This is a genomic window from Mesorhizobium sp. M0563, from assembly GCF_040321065.1.
In the GTDB taxonomy this organism is placed as follows: domain Bacteria; phylum Pseudomonadota; class Alphaproteobacteria; order Rhizobiales; family Rhizobiaceae; genus Mesorhizobium.
The window spans coordinates 1-22,345 of sequence record NZ_JAMYQV010000038.1; the positions used below are offsets into that span (position 1 = coordinate 1).

The 22,345-nt window shown below is 60.2% G+C and carries 24 protein-coding genes; 9 read left to right on the plus strand and 15 right to left on the minus strand.

The window, feature by feature from the left end:
- Window positions 1-122: 122 nt before the first annotated feature.
- From NKI50_RS29545 to NKI50_RS29560, 4 genes are all read left to right on the plus strand, one after another.
- On the plus strand, window positions 123-1,568 hold the full coding sequence (locus NKI50_RS29545; RefSeq protein ID WP_352718483.1) for a hypothetical protein: 1,446 nt from the start codon (window positions 123-125) through the stop codon (window positions 1,566-1,568).
- A gap of 172 nt (window positions 1,569-1,740) precedes the next feature.
- Window positions 1,741-2,376, plus strand: coding sequence for a hypothetical protein (locus NKI50_RS29550; protein WP_352704225.1), 636 nt, complete (start codon window positions 1,741-1,743; stop codon window positions 2,374-2,376).
- Window positions 2,376-3,560, plus strand: a complete 1,185-nt coding sequence (locus tag NKI50_RS29555; RefSeq protein WP_352704227.1) for a hypothetical protein — start codon at window positions 2,376-2,378, stop codon at window positions 3,558-3,560. Before NKI50_RS29550 ends, NKI50_RS29555 begins: the two co-directional genes overlap by 1 nt.
- 74 nt (window positions 3,561-3,634) lie before the next feature.
- Window positions 3,635-4,603, plus strand: a complete 969-nt coding sequence (locus NKI50_RS29560; RefSeq protein ID WP_352704229.1) for a hypothetical protein — start codon at window positions 3,635-3,637, stop codon at window positions 4,601-4,603.
- A 542-nt stretch (window positions 4,604-5,145) separates the two neighbouring features.
- On the opposite strand, the gene NKI50_RS29565 is transcribed toward NKI50_RS29560, so the two are convergent.
- The 13 genes from NKI50_RS29565 to NKI50_RS29630 all read right to left on the minus strand — a co-directional run bounded on the left by NKI50_RS29565 (window position 5,146) and on the right by NKI50_RS29630 (window position 18,249).
- The gene (locus NKI50_RS29565) at window positions 5,146-5,412 is read right to left on the minus strand and encodes a DUF2274 domain-containing protein (RefSeq protein WP_352704231.1); all 267 of its coding nucleotides are present in this window, start codon (window positions 5,410-5,412) and stop codon (window positions 5,146-5,148) included.
- A gap of 11 nt (window positions 5,413-5,423) precedes the next feature.
- On the minus strand, window positions 5,424-6,641 hold the full coding sequence (locus NKI50_RS29570; protein ID WP_352718533.1) for a TraB/TrbI/VirB10 family type IV secretion system protein: 1,218 nt from the start codon (window positions 6,639-6,641) through the stop codon (window positions 5,424-5,426).
- 10 nt (window positions 6,642-6,651) lie between these two features.
- On the minus strand, window positions 6,652-7,680 hold the full coding sequence (gene trbG / locus NKI50_RS29575; protein WP_352528987.1) for a P-type conjugative transfer protein TrbG: 1,029 nt from the start codon (window positions 7,678-7,680) through the stop codon (window positions 6,652-6,654).
- Window positions 7,670-8,401 (minus strand): conjugal transfer protein TrbF, encoded by a 732-nt coding sequence (gene trbF / locus NKI50_RS29580; protein WP_352718487.1) that lies wholly within the window; start codon window positions 8,399-8,401, stop codon window positions 7,670-7,672. Before trbF ends, trbG begins: the two co-directional genes overlap by 11 nt.
- The gene (gene trbL / locus NKI50_RS29585) at window positions 8,402-9,724 is read right to left on the minus strand and encodes a P-type conjugative transfer protein TrbL (RefSeq protein WP_352718490.1); all 1,323 of its coding nucleotides are present in this window, start codon (window positions 9,722-9,724) and stop codon (window positions 8,402-8,404) included.
- Window positions 9,725-9,760: 36 nt separating this feature from the next.
- Window positions 9,761-10,486, minus strand: a complete 726-nt coding sequence (gene trbJ, locus NKI50_RS29590; protein WP_023718720.1) for a P-type conjugative transfer protein TrbJ — start codon at window positions 10,484-10,486, stop codon at window positions 9,761-9,763.
- Window positions 10,483-12,933, minus strand: a complete 2,451-nt coding sequence (gene trbE / locus NKI50_RS29595) for a conjugal transfer protein TrbE (protein ID WP_352718493.1) — start codon at window positions 12,931-12,933, stop codon at window positions 10,483-10,485. Before trbE ends, trbJ begins: the two co-directional genes overlap by 4 nt.
- Window positions 12,927-13,199, minus strand: coding sequence for a VirB3 family type IV secretion system protein (locus NKI50_RS29600; protein WP_352718495.1), 273 nt, complete (start codon window positions 13,197-13,199; stop codon window positions 12,927-12,929). The genes trbE and NKI50_RS29600 overlap by 7 nt, the downstream gene beginning before the upstream one ends.
- Entirely contained in the window at window positions 13,199-13,507 is a 309-nt protein-coding gene (locus tag NKI50_RS29605; protein ID WP_023680310.1) for a TrbC/VirB2 family type IV secretion system protein, read from the minus strand. Before NKI50_RS29605 ends, NKI50_RS29600 begins: the two co-directional genes overlap by 1 nt.
- Before the next feature lie 11 nt (window positions 13,508-13,518).
- On the minus strand, window positions 13,519-14,487 hold the full coding sequence (gene trbB / locus NKI50_RS29610) for a P-type conjugative transfer ATPase TrbB (protein WP_352718498.1): 969 nt from the start codon (window positions 14,485-14,487) through the stop codon (window positions 13,519-13,521).
- Complete coding sequence (locus tag NKI50_RS29615) at window positions 14,484-14,897, minus strand: CopG family transcriptional regulator (protein ID WP_352483813.1); 414 nt, start codon at window positions 14,895-14,897, stop codon at window positions 14,484-14,486. Before NKI50_RS29615 ends, trbB begins: the two co-directional genes overlap by 4 nt.
- Before the next feature lie 120 nt (window positions 14,898-15,017).
- Window positions 15,018-17,045 carry a conjugal transfer protein TraG gene (locus NKI50_RS29620; RefSeq protein ID WP_352718500.1) on the minus strand — a complete coding sequence of 676 codons (2,028 nt, stop codon included), beginning with the start codon at window positions 17,043-17,045 and terminating at the stop codon, window positions 15,018-15,020.
- Between the two features lie 970 nt (window positions 17,046-18,015).
- Window positions 18,016-18,249, minus strand: coding sequence for a hypothetical protein (locus NKI50_RS29630; protein ID WP_352718503.1), 234 nt, complete (start codon window positions 18,247-18,249; stop codon window positions 18,016-18,018).
- Window positions 18,250-18,317: 68 nt separating this feature from the next.
- Here NKI50_RS29630 and NKI50_RS29635 point away from each other — a divergent pair, with 68 nt between their 5' ends.
- Window positions 18,318-18,740, plus strand: a complete 423-nt coding sequence (locus NKI50_RS29635; RefSeq protein WP_352718506.1) for a KTSC domain-containing protein — start codon at window positions 18,318-18,320, stop codon at window positions 18,738-18,740.
- Window positions 18,741-19,231: 491 nt separating this feature from the next.
- On the opposite strand, the gene NKI50_RS29640 is transcribed toward NKI50_RS29635, so the two are convergent.
- Entirely contained in the window at window positions 19,232-19,534 is a 303-nt protein-coding gene (locus NKI50_RS29640) for a KOW domain-containing RNA-binding protein (protein ID WP_352718509.1), read from the minus strand.
- Window positions 19,535-19,710: 176 nt separating this feature from the next.
- On the opposite strand from NKI50_RS29640, the gene NKI50_RS29645 reads away from it, so the two are divergent.
- Window positions 19,711-20,049 (plus strand): hypothetical protein, encoded by a 339-nt coding sequence (locus NKI50_RS29645; RefSeq protein ID WP_352718511.1) that lies wholly within the window; start codon window positions 19,711-19,713, stop codon window positions 20,047-20,049.
- Between the two features lie 598 nt (window positions 20,050-20,647).
- Window positions 20,648-20,860 (plus strand): hypothetical protein, encoded by a 213-nt coding sequence (locus tag NKI50_RS29650; RefSeq protein ID WP_352718513.1) that lies wholly within the window; start codon window positions 20,648-20,650, stop codon window positions 20,858-20,860.
- A 53-nt stretch (window positions 20,861-20,913) separates the two neighbouring features.
- On the opposite strand, the gene NKI50_RS29655 is transcribed toward NKI50_RS29650, so the two are convergent.
- Entirely contained in the window at window positions 20,914-21,228 is a 315-nt protein-coding gene (locus NKI50_RS29655; RefSeq protein WP_352718515.1) for a hypothetical protein, read from the minus strand.
- Between NKI50_RS29655 and NKI50_RS29660 the strand changes: the two genes are divergently transcribed.
- Window positions 21,202-21,903 (plus strand): Crp/Fnr family transcriptional regulator, encoded by a 702-nt coding sequence (locus NKI50_RS29660; protein WP_352449750.1) that lies wholly within the window; start codon window positions 21,202-21,204, stop codon window positions 21,901-21,903. The two genes, NKI50_RS29655 and NKI50_RS29660, sit on opposite strands and share 27 nt — an antisense overlap.
- Before the next feature lie 83 nt (window positions 21,904-21,986).
- Window positions 21,987-22,232: a hypothetical protein gene (locus NKI50_RS29665; RefSeq protein ID WP_352479079.1), complete on the plus strand. Its 246-nt coding sequence runs from the start codon at window positions 21,987-21,989 to the stop codon at window positions 22,230-22,232.
- The last annotated feature ends 113 nt before the right edge of the window (window positions 22,233-22,345 follow it).

A 22,345-nucleotide genomic window follows, 5' to 3' on the forward strand; every position in this document is an offset into this window, starting at 1 on the left:
GCGCCCGTCCCTTCACCCGCCCAGCAGGGCACAACCCACGCCGGAAACGAACTCAAAACTGGATAGAAACTGGGGGCAAGGTCACAACGAAAAGCGGGTAACTATGGGCGGGACGCATTTTGGTGAGCAGGGCATTATCGGGTCTGTTGGAAAGCGCGCGACGGCCGCCTCACGATAAAGTCGCCTCGATTGAGACTTTTCCTGATCTAGATGCAAACCGTATCGCAAGAGAGATGCGGCTCGAAGATCTCGGTCAAGAACGAGGCGAAAGGAACGAGCCGCCTTCCATTTCCACGTCCCTTGACGACATTGAAGCCGCGATCATCGAACGCGTCGAAATGGAAAAAAAACAGTCTCACGGTGCGCTTGAAGACGAGCTTCGCACCTATTCCGAACGCCTCTCCTCACTGGATTTTGAGGGTAAGTTCGCCGCCATTCGCCATGCCGCTCCTGCATGCGTTGGCGAGTTCAAGGCCGAAGTTGCGAAAGGGCTGGATGACCTACACAGCCTACGAGACAATTTCCGAGAGGCTCACAACGAGCGTGACGAATTCCGCCGCACGCATAACCTGTCGCGTAGCGCACGGGTTCAGGGCCGCGCGAGCACGCTTTTGAAGATCGCTATCCTCGTCTGCATCTTTGTATTCGAGACCATTCTGAATGGACAGTTTTTGGCCGTCGGCAATGAAAGTGGCTTGTTAGGGGGTATTGCCCTAGCTTTCTCCTTCGCATTTGTGAATATCACTTGCGCCTTGATTCTTGCGCTATTTGGCGTGCTTCAACTCAATCACCGCTCTTTGCTTCGCAAACTCATAGGTTTCGTGAGCCTGGCATTCTACATCGCGGTCGCGCTAGGATTGAATCTTGCCCTGGCACACTACCGTGATGTGTCAGCAATATTGGCCGAGAACCCGGGTCGGCTCGTCATGGAGCGCATGCGGCACACACCCTTGCAATTGGACGATGTAAACTCGTGGGTGTTTTTGGCAATCGGCACATTATTCTCGCTCATCGCGTTTATCGATGGGCTGTTTTTGTCAGACCCTTATCCCGGCTTCGCTGCTACGCAGAAGCGGCTTGAGGAGCGCCGGGCAGCCTATTCCAGGGGGCGGCGGGCGCTTATCGACAGACTCAGCGACATTAGAGATGATTACCGCGATGAGATGGAGGAATTGAACCGTGACCTCTCCGTCCGGCGCGGAGAGCATGATGCGATCCTTACCAATCGCGCACGCTTCATCCAGCTATTTGCAGAACACCAAAATCAGTTGGAACGGACTGCAACCCTGCTCCTGTCTACCTACAGGGAGGCAAACAAGGCAGCACGTAGTAAGCCGCCCAAGCGCTTCTCTGCCCCATACAAGCTTCAACGAATACCGGTCGTTGCAAGCATGGCAGGCGAATGGAGAGGCGAAGAACTGCGTGATCGAATTCTTGCGACACAGGACGTGCTGACCGAGCAGGTCGGTGCCATTCACCGAGAATTCGAGAACGCCGTCGATCGCTACCGCCAGCTCGATGAACTCGTTCCGGAACAAAGGGCTTCAGATGTCGCGCCGTCAGCGTAGTAGGCGGCGCCCCGGTGACGCTTCCGAAATCGGAAAGATTATTACCGCCGCGGCGATTCTCCTGGTTTGTGTCGCGATTGCCGTTTTCCTGGGCTACTCGTATCTAAGTCGGCCAGCACGAGTAGCCCTTTCACAGGAATCGCTTTGTCCGGAAGATGGGCCACATTCCAAGATGATCGTGCTTCTCGATCGATCCGACAATCTTCCCGACATCACCAAAAGCGAAATAAAGACCTACCTTCTGGACATTGCTGACACGACCCCGAAATACGGCCTATTGGAGCTCCGTCTGCTTGACCCAAACATTGCGGGTGGCGCCGTTGTGTTTAGCAGGTGCAATCCTGGCGATGGCTCTGATCTGAGTGCTTTCGATTCCAATCCCAAACTAGCCAAAAACCATTGGAAGCAAGCTTTTCAGGACCCCCTCGAGGCCGCCCTTAAAAACCTGGCGGGGTCCCCGTCTGATACCTCACCCATCATGGAAACGATCCAGCGTATTGCCGTGGATCAATTTTCCGGCCGCAAAGCGGAGGAGATGCCGAAAAACCTCACGGTCATCTCCGATATGATTGAGCATGTGTCAGACTATTCACAGTACAGAGGCAACTTAGCGTTCGAGGAATTTGCGCGCACGCCTGCCTATCGGCGCTTGCGAACGGATCTTCATGGCGCAGCGGTGACGGTCAAATACCTGGTTCGTCTGAACACTAAGATCGACAGCGCGAAGCACATTCAGTTCTGGCGCGATTGGATTGCAGAAAGCCATGGCTCGCGGCTTGATGCCGACAAGCTTCAGGGAGCTGGATAATGGCGCGCGAAGCTGAAGAACGGGCCGGCGATGCCTGGTACACCGCAGGCATATTCTCCCTTTTTGTCCTTTTTGGTTGCGGCTTTATCATCGCTGCCAAACTGGACCGCTATTCGGCTCTCGTAGTCACCGCGACCCCGGTTGTCGTTATGCTGGTTTACGCAGTCGTGGTAAAAGCCATCCGGTTCTTGCGAATTCGCGACGATCAAGCCGGCGACAATCTTTACTACATGGGTTTTCTTTTCACGCTGACGAGCCTCGGCGTATCCCTCTATCAATTCTCGGCGGATGGTGCCGCAGAAGAGATCGTCCGCAATTTTGGCGTGGCAATCGGCTCAACCATCGCAGGCGTCGCGCTTCGAGTGATCTTCAATCAGATGCGTCGCGATCCTGTTGAAGTCGAACACGCGGCGCGTCTGGAGTTGTCCGAAGCTGCGCGCAAAGTCCGCCGCGAGTTGGATAAGACGGTGGTGGAACTCAGCCATTTTCGTCGCTCATCGCACCAGGCGATTTCGGAGGGGTTTGAAGAAGTCCGACGCGGCATGCAGGAAGTTTCCGGCCGAATTCTCGGCAACTTCGAAGATATGACGTCTCAGGCCCGAAAGCCCTTTGAAGCCGCTTCGGAAAGCTCGAGCATTGCATTGACGTCACTTGCCCGAACCATAACTGAAAGTCTGGAGACCGCGGCAAATCATCTTGCCGATGAGAACAAGAAGCTTGCCAGTGCTGCGACACGCATCATCAGTCAATTCGAGGCAACGACCGATAAGCTGGCGGCGATGCAAACTCCGGACAACATCATCGAAATCAAAATCGAGCCGCTCGTTAGTTCATTGTCCAAGGCGGTCGAAGAATTTGGCGTTCTTGTTCGAAGCCACGCCGACGCCGGTTCCCAAGTTGTTGCCGAGAGCCGCTCCACAGCAATGGAAATTCGATCGAACAGCCATGCCATTCGTGAGCTTGCTACGGCCATCTCATCGTCGTTGACAACGATCCAAAGCAGCGTCCGTACGATCGAAGTCCACGAAGAGCGCTTCCAGCCAATCACGGAGGCTATCAACTCAGCGAGCAAAAATCAGACCGAGGACCGGGCTCTTATTCACGTCATTGGCAGTCGACTGGAGGCCCTTTTCCGACTGCTAAGTCAACGCCAGCCGCCATTGACAACCGAGCCGAAAGAGTAGCACGAATGCAAGGTCGCGCGGCGATCGCAGATGACATGGCCGCGTACCGTCGGGGCGTTGTCCTCGGACTGACCATGGCAGAGATCATGCTCCTTTTGGTCTTCTGCCTGCTCATAGCGACCTCGGTTGTGTTTACACGCTACAAGGCCCAGAACCTTGACCTTCAAAGCAAGCTCACGGCACTCAACACGCAGGTGTCCGAGCTTGAGAATGAGCAAAAAACGCTTAGAGAGTTACTCGACCAGCTTCGTGAAAACAGTGGCCTCCCCGAGAAAATTGCCGACAACTGGGAGAATCTTTCAACGGATCTTAGTTTCGCCAAACAAATCGACCAAGCAGGCCTGCCTCGCGACGGGTTGCTAAAGCAAGCTGCCGAACTCAAGGAATTACTGCCCTCCCTTTCCTCTGGCGTAACAGCTGAGAAGATCTTTGCTTCCCTCCAAGAAGTCGAAACGCTGCAAAAAGCAAAAGCCTCCCAAAAGCTCAGCGCTGTCTCCATTGAGGAACTCATCCGCCTCGCCAAGGCCGCTCAGGATCGTGAACAATCAAGCACTGGCGAGCACGATTGGCCGCCTATTATCCCCTTGAGCGAAGCGGACGGTTACAGCTTTGCTGTGGGCAAAGCGGATCTGACGCCGGACTTTGAGCGACGCAAATTGGCACTTGTCGATCAAGTTGCAGACCTGATCTCACGATATAAAGTTGATGTGATCGAAGTCGTGGGGCACACGGACGAGCAGCCGATGGGTGCGAATCGTTCCAATCTTGATGACGACCTAATCGCTGCATTAACCGGAAAGGTTCCGATCGGCTTACTCACCCCGGCCGACAATGCTGGTCTCGGCATGGCCCGTGCCGTATCAGTAGCAAGCGTTCTCCTAGCCGATCCCCGCTTGAAGGGCATCAAGATTGTCCCATTCTCGGCCGGTCAGTTGGTGCTTCCTGGCGACAACCTTTCTAACGGCAGCGCAAAAGGTGACGTAAAAGAGCGGCGGCGCATCGAAATCCGCATGCGGCGTTCTGCACCGATTGCCCTTAGGTGAACGAGATTCGCAACCCCGCCTGCGCAATCGGTGCTGCGCGCTCGTCGAACGGGCAAGTTTTTTTAATGCGAAGCCGTTTCTCGCTTGAGCCTTATACAAATGGCAGGCTTCCCTTTCCAACGTCCGGACGATTGCCGGAATGACCGTGTGGGATGACGCGAGGTCTACCCGACGTCGTTCGGGATAGTAGCGTAGCTTCGACCTGCTATGCAACTGCGCCCGAATAAGCCGTGAGCAACCAGCTGGTCGCGTGGGAATGCGAGCCGAATGGCAGCTGCCCAGATTCGATAATGCTGGTAATTACACTGGCACGGAGGGACGGGTCGATCTGTATTTCAATTGATGCGGTGAGAGCGTGGAGTATAACATGACGGCGTTCGCTGCAGTGGGATTGGCGGGCCGCGAGAGTTCATTCCTACTACTCGCGAGGAATGGGTTTCTTGGTTGCGGATCGTGGCGCCGAAACCGACACGGTTTGTCGTAGGCAAGTTGCTTCAATGCAATCGCCTGTCTGACGGCTCGGACTGACTGGTCGCTGGTGCTTACTCTGATACTGATTGATGTCGCGATTTCTCCGACTTGCCAGCATCCGGGAAACCTTCCTTTCTGGCCTTGGCAAACGCTCGATCGCTCTCCAGGAACTCCGCAAGCATGAACGGGATGAGTTCCGCTACCGATTCGGACTCGCCATAGGTCTGACGATAAAGCGCCGCATAGTCCTTCAGTGCTTGGTTCAGGTCTGCACTTACGCTTACGGTGATCTTCGAAGGTGTCCGATCCGGAAGTTTGCCGAGTTTCAGATTGGTCATGATGACTCCAGTCAATTCGGGTACGGCCGTAGCACAAGATCCTTGTGCACGATGACGCGCAGTGGCCAACCAGGGCGGACGGTGATCGTGGGCTGAATATTGAGGTTCTTCTCGGTGATGCGCTGGCCAGCTCGACTGACGTTCTGCTGAGCGGATTCGCGGATTGCTTTGACCAGGTCGCTTTCCTCTTCCCCGAGGCTCAGCTCCGTGCCGACCCCTAGCAACGTGGCCAGCGCAACGCCTTTGATCAGCTGCCAGGTGTGGAAATCCACCTTGTCCTCAAGCCCGGCATAGCCGGCGGTGTCCGTCGCCGGCAGATTGTCGATTTCGATCGAAGAGCCGTCGGGCAGCAGTATCCGTTGCCAGACCAGCAGCGCGCGCCTTTGTCCAAAGGCAACAACGCTGTCATAGGTGCCAATCAGGCGAGAGCCTTGCGGAATGAGCAAGGTGCTGCCGGTGACTGTGTCGTGCACATTCTCGGTGACCTGTGCGACGACGAGGCCGGGCAAGTCGGAATTGATGCCAGTGATCAGGCTCGCTGCGATGACGCTGCCGGCCATCAGCTGATAGGGCGAAGCCGGCGTCTGCAGTGCATGCAGATTGTAGATTCCACTTGTGTTCCGCTGGCTGACAAAATCGAGCTTGCGCTGTTGATTGTTTTGGTCGCCCTCGGCCGGTGCAACGGAAGCTGAATCGCGTGCGGCATCGGATTGTGGAGCCGTTGCCTCAAAGGGTGGACGCCCGCCCTGCCCGTTGCCGGCGGCATCTGCTTGCCGGGGTCGATTTTCGATCCGGAAGAAGACTTGCGATTCGCGCGCCTCGATCGCCTGCTGTGCAAGGCGCTGCTCCTCCGCCGAAACCTCCTGGCCCGGCGCGATGCCCAGCTGGCGTTGGTGCTCAAGGATGGGGCGGCCGAGGTCGCCGGGCAGCGGTGGTCCAAGCACCGGAGGCTTGGGCTTGATCCCGGAATAGTCCTTAGGCAGCCTTTCAATTGCCTCCGCGGTTGGCTTCCGCTCAGTGTTGTAAAGCTCTTCAGCCTGCTCTTTGATGCGCAGCGCCGGTCCCTGCAGCGCCATCATGGTGACGCCTAGAACGGTCCCGGAACCAACAGCAGCAATGGCGACAATAATGCTGCGCTTGAAGCGCACAGCGCGGCGAGGCGAGGCCCGCAGCTGCAGCTGTTCTGGATCGAGTTTCGGTGGAGCATCGGAGCGGGAAGTATCCGTCATGGGCCGTCCCTCACCTGCTGGAACGCGAAAAGAGCAATATCCGCCTCGGCGCTTGCCTGCCGTCGGTCCTCGTGATGCGCACCACCTGCTGCTGCTTGGCGCCGAGGCGCAGTTCGGCTGCGGCGAAGAGGCGATCGACGATGTAATAGTTGCCCCGTATGCGGTAGTTGACGAGCTGGTTGTCCCCGTCAGCACCGACGATGAAGAGCGGCGGAGCCTCGCCCTGATCGATGCGGCGCGGAAACTCGATATAGACCTTGCTGCCATCATCGAAGGCGCGCGTCGGCCTCCAGGGCGGCATGTCGCCCGTAATCGAATAGCGGAAGCGAATATTTTCGAGAGCCACATTCGACGCCACTGGCATAGCGGCGTCGGCCTGCGCATTGCGCCGGCGTAGCGCGATGATCTGGTCCTCGCTGTAAGTCCAGGAGATCGCCGCCATGGCGGTCTTATCCGTGCTTTGAAGCTGCAGGTGATAGCTTCGCCGGTCCGTGGTGATCACCAGATTGGTGGCAAGTCCTGGCGCGAAGGGCTTCACCAGCACATGGGTGCGCTGGTCATCGCCGGAGCCACTGACGGTGTCGCCAATTACCCAGCGCACTGTATCGCCGGCCGACACGGATTGGAGTTTCTCGCCTGACTGCAGAGCGATATCGCTGACGCGCTCCGGTGCGGCATAGAGCTGGTAGAGCGCGCCTTCGGCAAAGGGGTAAACCTGCACCGCATTCACATAGCCATATTTGGTGGGTTGCTGCGTCGCCGCCTTGTTGGCATCGGCGACACGTTCTTCAGGCGAGCGCTTGTCTTCAGCAGCCTTGCCCGGCTCGGGCTGCAACTGGCCGGGCAGCGGCAGCGGTTTCGGCACTTCCACGACTTTGACGGGCTTCCCCGGCGCCTTCTCAATCGCGGCCGGCTTGAAGTCAGCATGGTCATAGGAAATCTGCGGCGGCGGCACCGGCTTCGAGGCACAGGCGGAAATGACCGCAGCCGACGCCGACAGGATCAGCGCAGTGCGGAGCGACGAGAGTCTATTTATCATTGGCGGGCTCCTTTGGGGGAACGGAAGTTTGCGCGGCACTGTCGAGCTCGCGCGACCAGTCGATTGCGTTGATGAAGACGCCGAGCGGGTTTTTGCGCAGCTGATCGGTATTGTTCGGCGGCCGGATCACAATGGTGAGAATCCCGGTCCAACGCGTTGTGCTGGCGAGGCTGCCGCGCTCAAAGACCTGCTCGGTCCATTTGACTTGAAAGGAGTTGTCGGACGCTCGAACCACGCTCGTCACCTGCACCGAGACGCTGCGCGTGCCGATCTTGCCGAACGGGTCATTGGCCTTAGCGTACTCATTGAGAAAGAGGGCTGCACGGTCGGTGGCGAAGTCGTAGGCCGAGAGCCAATTCTGCCGCACCAGCACCGCATCGGTGGAGACGGAGCGGACATTCTGGATGAAATGGCCGAGGTGCCAGGCAATCTGGGCATCGTCGGGCTCGTAGGTTTGGATTGCCGGCGCGACAGCCCGTGTTTCACCGAAGCGGTCGACCTCGACAACATAAGGCACGACGCGGCCCTGCATCGACTGCCACAAGAGTCCACCAGAGAGCCCGATGGCCAGAGCGAGGCAGCCAAAGGCCATCCGGCGCCAGTTCCTTGCCTGCACGCGCGCAGTGCCGATGCGCTCGTCCCAAAGTTGGGCGGCCTTCTGGTATGGTGTGACGGGGTGGGGCGTCTTCCCGTAACGCTGAACAGGTCGCTTGAAGAGCATCTAGTCTTCCTTATCGTTGAGAGAGGGGTTGGCCCCGCTTCCACCCCGATCGCCATCGCGGACGGCCTGCGTGGCGGCGTGGCGATGGGCGCGCGCGGTCTGTTGGGAACGCAAGCGCCTCGCCCACGCCGGCGCGGCATTGGCACCTGACGCGGCAGGGTTTCCGGTCGTTGATGCGGTCGGCGTGCCGCCCGTCGCGGTCCAGGCGGCATTGCGGCCGGCATCGGCGCTGCGCCGGAATGGTTCTTTTGCAGATCGCATTCCCCGCATCGCGGCGCCGCCAGTTGCGCCGGCAACGCCCTGCAGTCCAGCAGCTACGCCGGAGAGGCCGGACTCGGGCGATGTTGCACGCCCCATCTGCCAAGCTGTGGAAGCAGCCGATCCCATGGCCGTGCCGGCTCGAACGGCGGCGAGACCGCCGCCGGTTGCCATGCGCGCGCCGGCAAGCGCCGCACCTCCGGCAACGAGCGTTGATCCGGCGGCCGCCGCGGTGGTTCCGAGTGCGGCTCCCGCGCCAAGCTGCGGCGCGCCGGAAACAAGACCCGAGGCAATTCCCGGCCCGAAAATGCCGAGCCCAAGCAGCGCCAACGCGCCCAGTACCTGTGACATGGCCGCGGCCAAGTCCGGCTCCTTGCCTTGCAGCGCGGAAGCGAACTCGCCGAAGAGCGTGGAGCCGATGCCGACGATGACAGCAAGCACCATCACCTTAATGCCCGACGAGATCACATTGCCGAGCACGCGCTCGGCCAGAAACGCCGAGCGGTTCCAGAGCGCGAAGGGCACCAGAACAAAACCGGCCAATGTGGTGAGTTTGAACTCCAGGATAGTGATGAAGAGCTGAATTGAAAGAATGAAGAAGGCGATGAGGACCAGAAACCAGGCGAGAAGCAGCACGAAGATGGTCAGCGCGTTGCCAAAGATCTCGGGGAAGCCGACTAGCTGGCTCGCTTGATTGAGCAGCGGCCAGGCGCCCTCGAAGCCGGCCGCGGCAATGCGGCCTGGCCGCAGGAGACTGTCGGCGGACAGATTGCCGGCCGATGCGTTGATGCCGAGCCCGGCAAAGGAATGGTAGATGATGTCGGCGAGGTTCTTAAAATTGTTCAGGATGAAGGCGAAGGCGCCGACATAGAGCACTTTTCGGACAAGCCGGCCAAGAACATTGGGCTCGCCGCCGAACGCCCAGACCAGGCCTGCCAGCGTGATGTCGATGCCGATCAGGATGGTGGTGAGAAAGGCGACGTCGCCCGAAAGCAGACCGAACCCGCTATCAATATAGCGGGTAAAAGTCTCCATGAAGCGATCAATGACGCCGAGGTCGTTCATGTCGCCGCCTTCCTCGTTGTCTCGAAGAACTGCTGATCAGTTGCCGGGATAGGCCGTTCCGGTGCCCAGGAAACGCTTCGTCGTCTCGCGGGCGGCTTCCTCGGACTGCGCCTTGCGGGCAGCATCTTCGGCTTCAGCCCGGAACTGGGTCGCGAGCAGCGTCTGGATCTGAATCTGCTGCTTGGTCGAAAGCGCGATCAGCTGATTGGTGGCCTGGCTTGCCTCAAGGGCACCTGCCGCGCCCTGACTGCGGTTGACGAGATCGGTAAGCAGGTCGCCGTCGGCACGCACGTTCTCCACGATCTGCGACTGCGCGCTCATGGTTTGGCGGAACGCCTGCATGGCGTTTTGCCAGCGCTCGCGCGCGGCGCTCGCCACATCGCTGACCTTGATTGTGGCGTCGTAGCTTTCCGGATATTGCACACGCCACTGGTTCTGAAGCTTGTCGAGATCGAAGCTCAGGCCGCTGGCCTGGGTCATCAGGCCGTCGATCCGTTGGAGCGAACCTGTGAGCTGGCCGACGGAAGAAAAATCCAGGCGCTGAAGGTTGCGCGCCATGTTCTGCAGCATCGTCGCCTGGTTCTGAAGCGACTGGATCTGGTTGTTTATCTGCTCCAGGGAACGTGCCGCTGTCAGCACGTTCTGCGCATAATTCGACGGATCGAACACGATTAGGGCGTGGGCCGGCTGGACGTAGTCGGCCATCGGTTTTGCGATTAGGGAAACGGTGATCAGGCTGGTGAGAAGGCGGCGCCGCATCATGACGATTGCTCCTTGTCTGGTTGAGGGAATTGCTGGAGAAGCTCGGCAGCCCAATCGAGGCCGCGCGCACTCAGGAACCGGGAGGCAAAGCTGTCCTGCCCGTGCTCTGACAGGACGCTGTCGATCAAAGCTTGCGTGGCCGGATCAGAGGCGCCGCAGAGCGCAAGAGCGATCGGGCCGAGCCCGAGCTCGAAGAGGCGGTTGCCGCGGCGCGACTGCACATAATACTGGCGCTTCGGTGTGGCACGGCCGACCAATTCGATCTGCCGCTCGTTCAGACCAAATCGCTCATAAGCCACCCGCGCCTGCGGTTCCACGGCACGGTCATTGGGGAGAAAAATGCGCTGTGGGCAGCTCTCGATGATCGCCGGCGCGACGGAAGAGCCAGCGATGTCGGCAAGCGACTGCGTGGCAAAGATCACCGACACGTTCTTCTTTCGCAGCACCTTCAGCCATTCACGGATGCGGGCGGCAAAGAACGGGTTGTCGAGATAGACCCACGCCTCGTCGAGCATCAGCAGCGTCGGCCGTCCGTCGAACCGCTCCTCGAGACGATGGAACAGATAGGTGAGCACCGGGAGCACAGCGCCTTGGCTGTGCATCAGCTCTTCGGTCTCGAAACACTGCACATCCGACAAAGCCAGCCGATCTTCATCGGCATCGAGCAGCCGGCCGAAGGGACCGTCGAGCGTGTAGGGCATCAACGCGGCCTTGAGCCCATTGGACTGAAGCAGAACCGACAGGCCCGTCAGCGTGCGTTCCTGCACCGGCGCAGTGGCAAGGCTGATGAGTGCCGACCAGATCGCCTCCTTTACCTCCGGCGTAACGGTGACATTCTCATGGGCAACGAGGCCGGCGATCCATTCCGCCGCCCAGCTGCGAGTAGCCTGGTCGCCGATATTGCTCAGTGGCTGGAAGGCAAGCGCACCATCCGCGCCCAGCGCGTGGTGTTCTCCGCCCATGGCCAGTGTTGCCGCACGAGCCGAATTGCCCTTGTCGAAGACATAGACCTGCGCCCCGGCATAGCGTCGAAACTGCAGAGCGACTAGCGCAAGCAGAACCGACTTGCCGGCACCGGTCGGCCCAACGACCAGCATGTGGCCGACATCGCCAACGTGGGTGGAAAGCCGAAACGGTGTCGACCCGTTGGTCTCTGCGAAGAGAAGCGGCGGGGATTCGGTCCCAGTCACGTTGGCGAGATGCTCGTTATCCACCGGACCGGCCCACGCCGACGACAGCGGCATGACATGGGCAAGATTCAGCGTGTGAACGAGCGGCTGGCGAACGTTAGCGTAGACATGACCGGGCAACGAGCCGAGCCACGCCTCGACCGCATTGATGCTTTCACGGATCGTGGTGAAGCCGAGCCCATTGACTATGCGCTCAACCGCTCGGAGCTTTTCCGCGGCAGCCTGTCGGTCCTGGTCCCATACCGTCACCGTTGTGGTGAGATAGCCGAAGCCGACGTGATCGCCGCCCAATGCCTGAAGGGCGGCATCCGCATCGAGCGCCTTGTTGTCGGCGTCACTATCGACGAGAGGGACGGGTTCGTTGGTCACGACCTCGCGCAGGATGGCTGCGACCGATTTGCGCTTGGCAAACCACTGACGGCGCAACCGGGTCAGTGTCTTTGTGGCTTCGGTCTTGTCGAGCGGGATGAAGCGCGTCATCCAGCGGTAGGCGAAATCCTGATGGTTGAGCGCGTCGAGGATCCCTGGCCGGGTGACGTTCGGGAAACCAAGGATGGTGAGGGTGCACAGATGCTGCTCACCCAGCATCGGCTCCAGGCCGCCGGTAAGCGGCGCGTCAACCAGAACACCGTCGAGATACATTGGCGTTTCCGGCATGGCGACCGGATGGCGGTAGGTCGAGATTGTGCCGTGCAGATAGGTTAGCGTCTCGGCATCATCGAGGGCGCGCACTTCCGGCATGAAGCCGGACAGCAAATCCAGGACGCGGTCGGTCTCGTCGCGAAACCACGCCAGCTCCTGGCGCCAGTCTCTAGCCCCTCCCGAGTGATGCGAGTCGACCAGTGCGCTTTCCGCCCGCGCCTGGCCATCTGGCGCCGGCATGAAGACCAAAGTCAGATGATAGCGACTCTCGAAGTGCGCGACCTTGCCCTCGAAGGCCGCGCGCCGTTCCTCATCGACCAGCCATGAGGCAGCATCGGGAAAAGCCGAGCTCGGATAGCCCAGCGCTTCAACGCGCTCGGCCTCGAAAAACAACCCCCATCCGGAGCCCAACCTTCGTAGCGCATTGTTGGCTCGTGCGCAGATGCCGACCAACTCGGCTTCGGTCGCGCTTTCAAGGTCGGGGCCACGGAACCGGAAGGTTCGCTGGAAGCTACTGTCTTTATTGAGCACGATGCCGGGCGCGACCAAAGCGGCCCAGGGTAGATGGTCGGCAAGCCGATCGGCTTTGCCGCGATACTCCGAAAGGTTCAGCATGCAAGCCACCCCTTCAGGCGAAGATGACGGACAATCACGCTGGCGAAGTCCGGATCGCGGCGAGCGGCAAAGACCGCGAGGGTGTGGCCGGCGATCCAGAGCGCCAGTCCGGCGATCCACTGCTGCAGGCCAAGGCCTATTGCCGCGGCCACCGTGCCGTTGAGGATCGCCACCGCTCGCGGCGCGCCGCCCAGCAGGATCGGCTCAGTCAATGCCCTGTGAACGGGGACTTCGAAACCCTCGACATGCTGCTCTCCGGTGGCCATCAGACGAGTGCCCCGCCGCCGAAGGAGAAGAAGGAGAGAAAGAAGCTCGATGCCGCGAAGGCGATCGACAGGCCGAAGACAATCTGGATCAGCCGGCGAAAACCGCCTGCCGTGTCACCGAAAGCAAGGGTCAGGCCGGTGGTGATGATGATGATCACCGCGACGATTTTGGCGACCGGTCCCTGCACGGACTCAAGGATCTGCTGCAGCGGCTGTTCCCAAGGCATGCCGGAGCCCGCTGCGTGGGCCGGGACGGTGAGAAGAAACGCGAGCGCGGTGGACGAAAGGAAGCGAAGCTTCTTGAGCATGAGGTGACCTTTCAAAACTGCTGGAGTTGCGGAAGTGTGAGCGGGGTGACGGCGTAATCACCGCTGCTGTCGAGACCGGTGACCTCAGCGATCGCGTCAATGCGGCGCGAGGATCCGCGCCCAGCGATGAAGACGATCAGATCTACCGCATCAGCGATGAGGCGGCGGGGAACGGTGACGACGGCTTCCTGGGCGAGCTGCTCGATACGGTAGAGAGCGGAGCGCGCCGAATTGGCGTGAACCGTCGCGATGCCGCCGGGATGCCCGGTGTTCCATGCCTTCAGCATGTCCAGGGCTTCCGCGCCCCTGACTTCGCCCACGATGATGCGGTCGGGTCTGAGCCGCAGGGTCGAGCGCACGAGATCGGCGAGCGTGACCGACCCCCGCCTCGTCCTCAAGGCAACGCAATCCTTCGCCGCGCATTGCAGTTCGCGCGTGTCCTCGATCAGGATCACCCGCTCGTCGCAATCGGCGACTTGTGCCAGCAGCGCATTGGCAAGTGTTGTCTTGCCCGACGACGTGCCGCCGGCGACCAGGATGTTGCGCCGCTCGCGGACCGCCTTCTTCAGCGCATCGGCCTGCAGCGGCAGCATGACCCGGTCGGCGACATAGTCGGCCAACGTGTAGAGTTTCGCCGCAGGCTTTCGGATGGCGAAGCATGGCCCCAGCACGACAGGCGGCAGCAGACCCTCGAAGCGCTCGCCCGATGGCAATTCGGCGCTGACAATCGGATTGTCAGCATGCGCCTCGGCGCGCACGTGGGAGGCGACCAGGCGGATGATGCGTTCGGCCTCAGAAGGATGCATGTGCACGCCGGTGTCGACCCGGCCTTCACCCAACCGGTCGAGCCGCAGCGCACCGTCGGGATTGACCATCACCTCAATGACGGTCGGATCGGCAAGGGCTTCGGTGATCGCCGGACCCATGGCGGTGCGCAGCATGACGCGGCGGCGATGGTCGGCTTCCGGATGAGAACTCATCCTTCCCCTCCCCTGCGATCGTCGGTGCCAAGTGACCGTTTCCCGGAAGCGATTTGGCGGCCGACCTGTTCAACGAATTTGTCGAAGCGCTCCTGGGCAATCGCTTGCGTGGCCCTGTCCGGCACCGGCGTGTGAGCATGAAGCGTGATCGAAAAGCGGATCAAGAGCGCCAGGCTCTCCAGGATCATCTCGACATCGCGCCTGACATGTCCGAGGTCGCGGGAAAGACGGTCGAGCCTCTTGCCGTAGCGCTGGTCGAGTTCATTCTCCCCACGGCGCTCGATAAAGGCCTCGACCGCGTGCGCCACAATGGCCGATTTGGTGGTCGATGGATTGCGGCTGAGGTTCTCCAGCTTCTCGCTCAACTCGGGTTCAAGCAAAAACTGGTGACGAATGCGGTGGGGCTTCATGCTGCTCGTTCCCTCTGACCGGCGCTGATGCACCGGTGACGGGAACGAGCATCGTCGAGATCCTCGAAATCGCTTACGGCCGTTATCTACGCTGAGATGCGCCCGCGTATGGCGCGCCGTTCAGAAGCCGGGCACGATGTCCTTGTCGTCGCCCATTCCCTCGTTGAGGCCGTACGCACGTGCTGCGGTGGAAATCCGATCCATGACGCGCTTGTCGGCGAGCGTCTCGCAGTCATCGTCTGCGGGCGTGAACAGATCGCCCTGATCAGGCTCCTGGGCGACGAGGGTCCGTTCTTCGGGCAGGCCCGGATGGCGCTGCTGCTGGACACCTCCGTCTTCGATGGCCGCGCCGGCACTGTCGTCGTCGCCAGCAAGACGCCGATCCACGCCGCGCACCTGTCCGCTCCAATCGTCCGGGCGCGACGTGGGCCGATCCGCGTAGGCACCGTCGCGCAGCACCGGCGAAGGCAGCACTCGCTCCGTGAAATTCGGATCTTGGTAATAACGCAATTTCTTGGCGCGAATCGGCGGCAATCCCGAAACCAGGATTAGTTCGTCAGCGTGCGGCAACTGCATCACCTCACCCGGCGTCAGCAGGGGGCGAGCGGTCTCTTGGCGGCTTACCATGACGTGGGACAACCAGGGCGCCAACCGATGGCCGGCATAGTTGCGCATCGATCTGAGTTCCGTCGCGGTACCGAGCGCGTCCGAGATGCGTTTGGCCGTGCGCTCGTCATTTGAGGAAAAGGCAATCCGCACATGGCAATTGTCGAGAATGGCGTTGTTCTCGCCATAGGCCTTGGAGATTTGGTTCAACGATTGCGCTATCAGATAAGCGCGGATGCCGTAGCCTGCCATGAAGGCGAGCGCAGTCTCGAAGAAGTCGAGCCGACCGAGCGCCGGAAATTCATCCAGCATCATCAGGAGCTGATGCTTGCGGCTCTTCTTTGGATCGCCCTCCAGGCGCTCGGTCAGCCGCCGGCCGATTTGATTGAGCACCAATCGCACCAGGGGCTTAGTGCGCGAGATATCTGACGGCGGCACGACCAGATACAGCGACATCGGTCGATCGGCATCCACAAGGTCGGCAATGCGCCAGTCGCAGGCCGATGTTGCCGCGGCCACCGTTGGATCACGATAGAGCCCGAGAAACGACATGGCGGTCGAGAGAACGCCTGAGCGCTCGTTCTCTGACTTGTTCAGCACCTCACGAGCCGCCGAGGCCACGACCGGATGGACCTGAGGCTTGTCCACCGTGCCGAGGTGGTTTGTGGTCATCATCCGCTGCAGTGTCGCAGCGAATGAGCGTTGCGGGTCCGACAGGAAGGTGGCGACACGGGCGAGTGTCTTTTCCTCTTCGGCGTAGAGCACGTGCAAGATGGCGCCAACTAGGAGTGAATGACTGGTCTTCTCCCAATGGTTCCGCCGCTCCAGCGCGCCTTCCGGATCGACGAGAATGTCGGCGATGTTCTGAACGTCGCGGACCTCATCTGGACCTTTGCGCACTTCCAGCAGCGGGTTGTACCGCGCCGATCTCGGATCGGTCGGATTGAACAAGAGACAGTGCGAGAACTTCGACCTCCAGCCAGAGGTCAGCTGCCAGTTCTCGCCTTTGATGTCGTGAATGACGGCCGAGCCGGTCCAGGAAAGAAGGGTTGGAACAACGAGTCCGACGCCCTTGCCCGAACGTGTCGGCGCAAAGGCCATGACGTGTTCTGGTCCGTCATGGCGCAGATAGCGATAATTCAGTCCGCCAAGGAAAACGCCGGCCGGCTGAAACAGCCCCGCCTTCTCGATCTCCAGCTTCATGGCCCATCGTGAGGACCCATAGGTGGTGACCAACCCCCGCTGCCGTGCGCGCCAGAGGGACCCAGCTATCGCGGCGGCACAGCCCAGGAACCCGCTGGCTCCGGCAAGTATGCCAGCCTTGTCGAAGACTTCAGGCGCATAGGCGTCAAATTGGAACCACCATTCGAACAGTTTCCACGGCTGGTAGATCGGCCAGCCGACTGTCACAAACCATGGCGCGCCGAGTGGCGGCTGATAGGAGAGCATATGGGCGCACCATTGGGTTGCAGTCCACACGCCAAGAATGACAATTGCGAATACGACAGCGATCTGCCCAATCAGCAACTTCGTGGGTGTCAATGGCTTGCTCCGCTCTTCTGGCCAGACGGACCAAACATCGCGCCGAGCGATGAGAATTCGAACGGCCGCTACGTGCGACTAGGTGCGATGACAAGGTTGATAGGCATTGTTCAGCTGCGAACAGCGAAAATCCGCCGCAGCAACCGATCGGCGGTGCCAGGTACGCGGTTTGGTCGCAGAAGATGTTGGGGCTTCAGGCGCGGGCACATTGAAGATGTGCTGACAGACAAACCTTTGGAGCCGACGCGTTTGTGCGAGTAGCGAGCTGAAAGGCTCGGCGAGAAGTCGTCGTTCTCAATCGGGCGACGGGGGATAAATCGGCGAAGACGGCATAAGGCAGGATGGGCCAGACCGCCGACGGCAACGTCGTAGCCAAGGGCTTGGAGCGCATAGCGCCTGGCCGGGAGGCCGCCGCCAGTCAGGCTTACGCGGCGCGTCGTTGAGCGAGGTGAAGACCCGAACGGGCTCGACGAGGGTCCACGGCGGTCACAATGTTGTGGTGGTGATCGCAGTAGACGCGATCCGGCGAAGTTGGCCCAGCACAAAAACGATAACCGCCAGGTACAGAAGCGTCTTCGCTTACCGGGAAGCGGCACTGATAGAGGCCTAGCTGAATGAGGGGGACGTCTCTCGAAGTTGGTCTGATATTTTCAGGCATGATGGTTTCCTAGTTCGTAGCAATTACCAGCTGACGGCCGCAGTGCGACCCGTCGGGACGAGCTTCTCTCGTTTTGAGAGCTATGGATCACCATATGGTGTTGGTAGCACCATCAATGAAGCCCTACGCCCTGCTTCTGAAGCCAATAGTTTGCGACTTAAGGCCACACGCGCGAACGCATTAGCAATCTACCATCGTGTCCCCGAGGCACTCGCCCGCCGCGGTTTGCCGGCGGCGGGGTCGCACTGGCCTGTGGGGCCCTAGGCCCACTCGCGGCGCTCGCACTCGATCTCGGTGCGGGTTTCCCGTGTCTCATCGCCCTGTCAGCGCCTTGCAAATGAGCGAAACCAAGCTGTCGCGCGCTCGCTCGTGGAGTGCGCCTTTCGGCCGCCATGCAAGGAAATCATCAACGCTCATCCAATCAGCCGGGTTTGTGTCGGCGTCTGGCTGGCTGAATTCCACATACAAATGCAGTTCGTCCGGCACGAAGACGACCCTCCATAATCCTTTGACGTCATTGGCAAGGTTGTAGGCGAGGACGGTCATGGCGGGGCACTCCTTTCGCCCTGGAACGTGCCTATCTCACGGGAAGATTCCATCACCAGAAGTTAGTATTGACGCTCGCGCTTTCTCAGAAATCCGACGTCCGCGTGATGCCGAAAGGTGCAGCTACCTTTTTGTGTATCTCGATGGAACACGGGACCGCCGCGAAAGTTCGGTGCACGCAGCGAATCCTCCCCCTCCAGGTATTGCTGCAGATCGGTATCCCGATCGGCCCGCGCTCACGGCAAAGGCGCGGGCCTCGGCCTGTGGTACTCATGCCCTCCACATCGATCCGCAAGATGGAATATGATCTGGATAGAAGGACCCTCTCGGTGTGGTTCGTCGCCAGCGGTAAACGGTACGAGTTTGAGGGGGTACCGTCGGAAACCTTTGCCGCGTTCCGGGCCGCGTTCGCCAAGGGCCGCTATTTCAACGACCACATCCGCAACAATTTCCGCTACCCTCTGGTTGCGAGCGATAGCGATCCGGGATGACCTGACCTGCCGGCGGCTCAATCGTCCTGTCGCTCCAACCGGCGGTTGGTGGACGCGTTGCCGCTGTGGCGCTTAGGGTTGGTTACGGTCCGCGCTCACCTGGCAAGCCCAACCCCCCGCATCCCCCCGCCTGGTGCAAAGCGTTTGATCGGTCCCGCCGTTCTGGCAGTGCGGCGGGACTTTTTTGCGGTCCAGGTGGAGCATCGGCGCGCGGGGAAGGCGCGGTGCACGCAGCACCCTTTTCTCATTCAACGTACGTCGGTGGCGCGCTGAAGGGTCTCGACGTCGGTCTGCCGCCGGAGCTCAACTCGTTGGACTATTGCTCGACCGGAAGCGGCTCGTGCTGCGGCTCAGCGTGGTGGAACACCTGTCCAAGATCGCGCGCGTCGAACGTTTGGCCGCAGACTGGGCAGTAGACCATGTGCTTCGACTCGTCCTCTACCGGCCCGTCATGCGGCCTGCCCTCATAGCCTGTCGCGATGTTGTCGGTTCTAATCCGGGGCAACGACAAGTGCCTTTCGTCGGTTTGGCGGCCTATATTTCTCTACCAACCGGACCTTGTCACGGTCGACCGTGACCAATGGCCCGAGGTCGATCGTCACGGTGTCCTCGTCGATGCGCGTGACCTCGCCTTTCAGGTCGATTTGCTGGCCTCGGTTCACCTTGATGTGGTCGATGATGGAATGTGGGAAATCGTAACCTGGGATCGAGACGCTTACGCGGTCCTCTGTTATCCGCCTTCGAACCGTGGCAGTAATCGACACCTGGTCACCAATGCCTATTCCCCGAGCCATGCCATGGATTCTGGTGCGGACAGCGTCTTCTTCAAGAGGCTTCTAATATACGCCCGCCATCCTAACGCTGGCCTACGACCAGAGTGACAAAAGTTGAGCTTCTTGGGGGAACACTCCTTCTGTCTGCCTGTTCGATTTGCCAGGCGCATCCCGCGCATTCAGACAGGAGAAAGAACATGAAACGCATCCTTTTGGCTTCGGCCGTGCTGGCGGTGTCGGCCGGGCTTTCCTTTGCCCAGACGACCAGCGGAACTTCGAGCGGAACCTCGACCACGACAACCATGCCCAGCACGACGGATCAGGGCACCGGCACGACGAGCAGCGGCACCAACATGTCCGGCGATCAAGGCACCGACACGACCACGACCAGCGGCACCACAAATGCGAACTCGGCCAGAGACTGTGCGCCCGGCCAGCAGACTGGCAGCGCTCAGCAGGCGGCGCCAGGTCAGCAGGACACGACAGCCAAGACCGCCGCGCCGGGCCAGGTGAAAAAGACCGACCAAGGTTGCTGATTGGCACATCGGCAAAGGTTGGAATCACCAGCGTGTGGCTGGCCAGTCTGCCCCGACCACCGCCTGAACTCAACTCGGCTGGCGAGCAGGTTGCCGCCAGCCGAGCATCAGTTGAGGAACCTTTGCGCTTGCTTGTGCTTTCAGTGGGGCACGCCTAGCTTCTGTTTGCTTTCGGTCAGATAGCGTCGCTGGCGTCTTCGGACTACCGGTGAAGCAAGTCCGATGTGCGCCTATCGCGACCCCGCTTCACCTGCCGTCCAGCCGTTCGCGCATTCGCGATCGTCGCTCTCGGCAACAGGCGGCGCGCGCGGCCAGGACGTGTCGCATGTGCGCGCTGTCGAAGGAGGCGCCCAGCAACATTGCGCGTGAAGGCAACGCGGGCATCCGATCGATCGTTAACCTTTCTCTGCAATGAGCGCCTTGTCGCCGGCGATGGGCCTCCGGCTCTTACGCATTATGGAGATCACATGTTGGTCCCGGCACCCGATCCCGGGAGCAGGTCTGCTTCGGAGCGTCGTGACAGAACTGGGCGACATGGTTGCGGTGGAGTAGGCGCCGTCGCCTGGATGAACAACAACTGTCGCATGCGGTGCATACGTTGTCGAAGCTTTCGGTCGGCCGCGGCCGCATCGACGACGACCACAACGGCATCAAGTCGTTGCTGAAAGCCCGCAAGGTATCATCAAGACATAGCGTGCCGGCGAAGATCCGCCCTCGCGACAGGGATTCGTCAGGCCGATCGGTCGGCAACGCGACCGGCCAGATGAGCGAGAGCTTACCCTCGGTGCTGGTCTCGATCCGGCTCGTATAGAGGCCTGAAGGGACATCTCCAAACGCTCATCGACGGTCGTCGATCACTGCCGACTACGAGTCGAGGTCGTATGGCTCGTGGCCTAGCTCGTTGTGATGAAGCGCCTCTGCCATACACCTGATGTCGAACGCTTGGCCGCACGCCGGGCAGAGGACGAAATACTCCTCCTCCCGAAGTGGCGATGCATCGTGGTCTTGGGGGATGACGATGTCATTGTCGCCAGGCACGGACTCTTTGCCAACCGCACATTTGAAGGCTATGCTTCCCACATCGGCCGCCAGCGCGTCGGACGCAGCCGACAGTAAGAGGTACGTGCTCTTGCCCGCATGGGAGAGAGAGCCATGCCCCAATCCCTTCTTCGCAACCATGTGTTGAAAACCCTCTCCTCGGAGGATTTCGCGCTTTTGAGGCCATCACTGCATCACGTCGAACTCAACATCAAAGACCAGCTGGAAGTCTCTTATCAGCCGATCGAGCGTGTGTATTTTCCAGAGATGGGCATCGCGTCGGTGGTCGCTACGATGACCGGAGGGCGGCAAAGCGAGGTCGGCATCGTCGGCCACGACGGCATGACAGGAGTTGCCGTTATTCTCGGCCAGGACAAGTCGCCCAATGAAACCTATATCCAAGTCGCAGGTAATGGCTGGATCCTCCCGGTTGAAGCTCTTCGCTCTGCGATTGCGGAGAGCCAATCCCTTCGCGAGTCACTGCTTCGCTATGCCCACGCGTTCCTCATCCAGTCGTCCCGGACGGCACTGGTCAACGGCCACTCCAAAATCGAGGAGCGCTTGGCCCGCTGGTTGCTGATGGTCCAAGACCGCGTCGAAGGAAATAAGATCTACCTGACGCATGAATTCCTGGCGACAATGCTTGGTGCCCAGCGCCCCGGCGTTACCACGGCCCTCCAAATGCTTGAATATCGGGGGCTGGTTCACGCCAAGCGCGGCGAGATCACGATTATCGACCGCGTTGGAATGATACGACTCACGCATGGTGCTTACGGGGAGGAGGAGCAAAGTCACTTCGGCCTAGCCTCCGCCTAACTGTCCTAAATCAGACAAACCCTTGCAAGCTACCGAATTCGTGCCGTAAATCGTGTGGGTCAGGGTTCAGGGAGGAATTCTCGATGACCACCACTTTTGACACAGTCACGGTTGAAAGAGCCGCCGAAGCCTATGTTCTCTCCAGAGGCAAGGCCCACTTCCTTTCGATAGCACAGGCAATCCGCGCCATCCGAACACTCATGCCCGCATGCAGGGCCACCGACCGCGAGCTGGAGGAGCTCTTGGCGGCAGCATCCATTATTCACGGTGTGCCAGTCGCTTTCGACTTAAAAACAGCCGTGGCCGCAGAACCACGGCTCCATTCATAGGGCCGGTGATGCCTGCGCTCGCGCAGACGCCTACCTTATCGGACGTTCGCCAAGCGATTGTCCGCCACCTGATCGACAACATCGGCAGCCCGAGCATTTCGATGTCCGAGGTT

Excerpts from the sequence above, each read along its gene's own strand:
- NKI50_RS29560 (WP_352704229.1), top strand. The coding sequence starts at position 3,635 with ATGGCAGAGATCATGCTCCTTTTGGTCTTCTGCCTGCTCATAGCGACC.
- NKI50_RS29645 (WP_352718511.1), top strand. The coding sequence starts at position 19,711 with ATGAAACGCATCCTTTTGGCTTCGGCCGTGCTGGCGGTGTCGGCCGGG.
- NKI50_RS29655 (WP_352718515.1), bottom strand. The coding sequence starts at position 21,228 with ATGGTTGCGAAGAAGGGATTGGGGCATGGCTCTCTCTCCCATGCGGGC.
- NKI50_RS29640 (WP_352718509.1), bottom strand. The coding sequence starts at position 19,534 with ATGGCTCGGGGAATAGGCATTGGTGACCAGGTGTCGATTACTGCCACG.
- trbB (WP_352718498.1), bottom strand. The coding sequence starts at position 14,487 with ATGAGTTCTCATCCGGAAGCCGACCATCGCCGCCGCGTCATGCTGCGC.
- trbJ (WP_023718720.1), bottom strand. The coding sequence starts at position 10,486 with ATGATGCGGCGCCGCCTTCTCACCAGCCTGATCACCGTTTCCCTAATC.
- NKI50_RS29600 (WP_352718495.1), bottom strand. The coding sequence starts at position 13,199 with ATGGCCACCGGAGAGCAGCATGTCGAGGGTTTCGAAGTCCCCGTTCAC.
- trbG (WP_352528987.1), bottom strand. The coding sequence starts at position 7,680 with ATGATAAATAGACTCTCGTCGCTCCGCACTGCGCTGATCCTGTCGGCG.
- trbF (WP_352718487.1), bottom strand. The coding sequence starts at position 8,401 with ATGCTCTTCAAGCGACCTGTTCAGCGTTACGGGAAGACGCCCCACCCC.
- trbL (WP_352718490.1), bottom strand. The coding sequence starts at position 9,724 with ATGAACGACCTCGGCGTCATTGATCGCTTCATGGAGACTTTTACCCGC.
- NKI50_RS29555 (WP_352704227.1), top strand. The coding sequence starts at position 2,376 with ATGGCGCGCGAAGCTGAAGAACGGGCCGGCGATGCCTGGTACACCGCA.
- NKI50_RS29630 (WP_352718503.1), bottom strand. The coding sequence starts at position 18,249 with ATGACCGTCCTCGCCTACAACCTTGCCAATGACGTCAAAGGATTATGG.
- NKI50_RS29615 (WP_352483813.1), bottom strand. The coding sequence starts at position 14,897 with ATGAAGCCCCACCGCATTCGTCACCAGTTTTTGCTTGAACCCGAGTTG.
- NKI50_RS29565 (WP_352704231.1), bottom strand. The coding sequence starts at position 5,412 with ATGACCAATCTGAAACTCGGCAAACTTCCGGATCGGACACCTTCGAAG.
- trbE (WP_352718493.1), bottom strand. The coding sequence starts at position 12,933 with ATGCTGAACCTTTCGGAGTATCGCGGCAAAGCCGATCGGCTTGCCGAC.
- NKI50_RS29665 (WP_352479079.1), top strand. The coding sequence starts at position 21,987 with ATGACCACCACTTTTGACACAGTCACGGTTGAAAGAGCCGCCGAAGCC.
- NKI50_RS29660 (WP_352449750.1), top strand. The coding sequence starts at position 21,202 with ATGCCCCAATCCCTTCTTCGCAACCATGTGTTGAAAACCCTCTCCTCG.
- NKI50_RS29605 (WP_023680310.1), bottom strand. The coding sequence starts at position 13,507 with ATGCTCAAGAAGCTTCGCTTCCTTTCGTCCACCGCGCTCGCGTTTCTT.
- NKI50_RS29550 (WP_352704225.1), top strand. The coding sequence starts at position 1,741 with ATGATCGTGCTTCTCGATCGATCCGACAATCTTCCCGACATCACCAAA.
- NKI50_RS29570 (WP_352718533.1), bottom strand. The coding sequence starts at position 6,641 with ATGACGGATACTTCCCGCTCCGATGCTCCACCGAAACTCGATCCAGAA.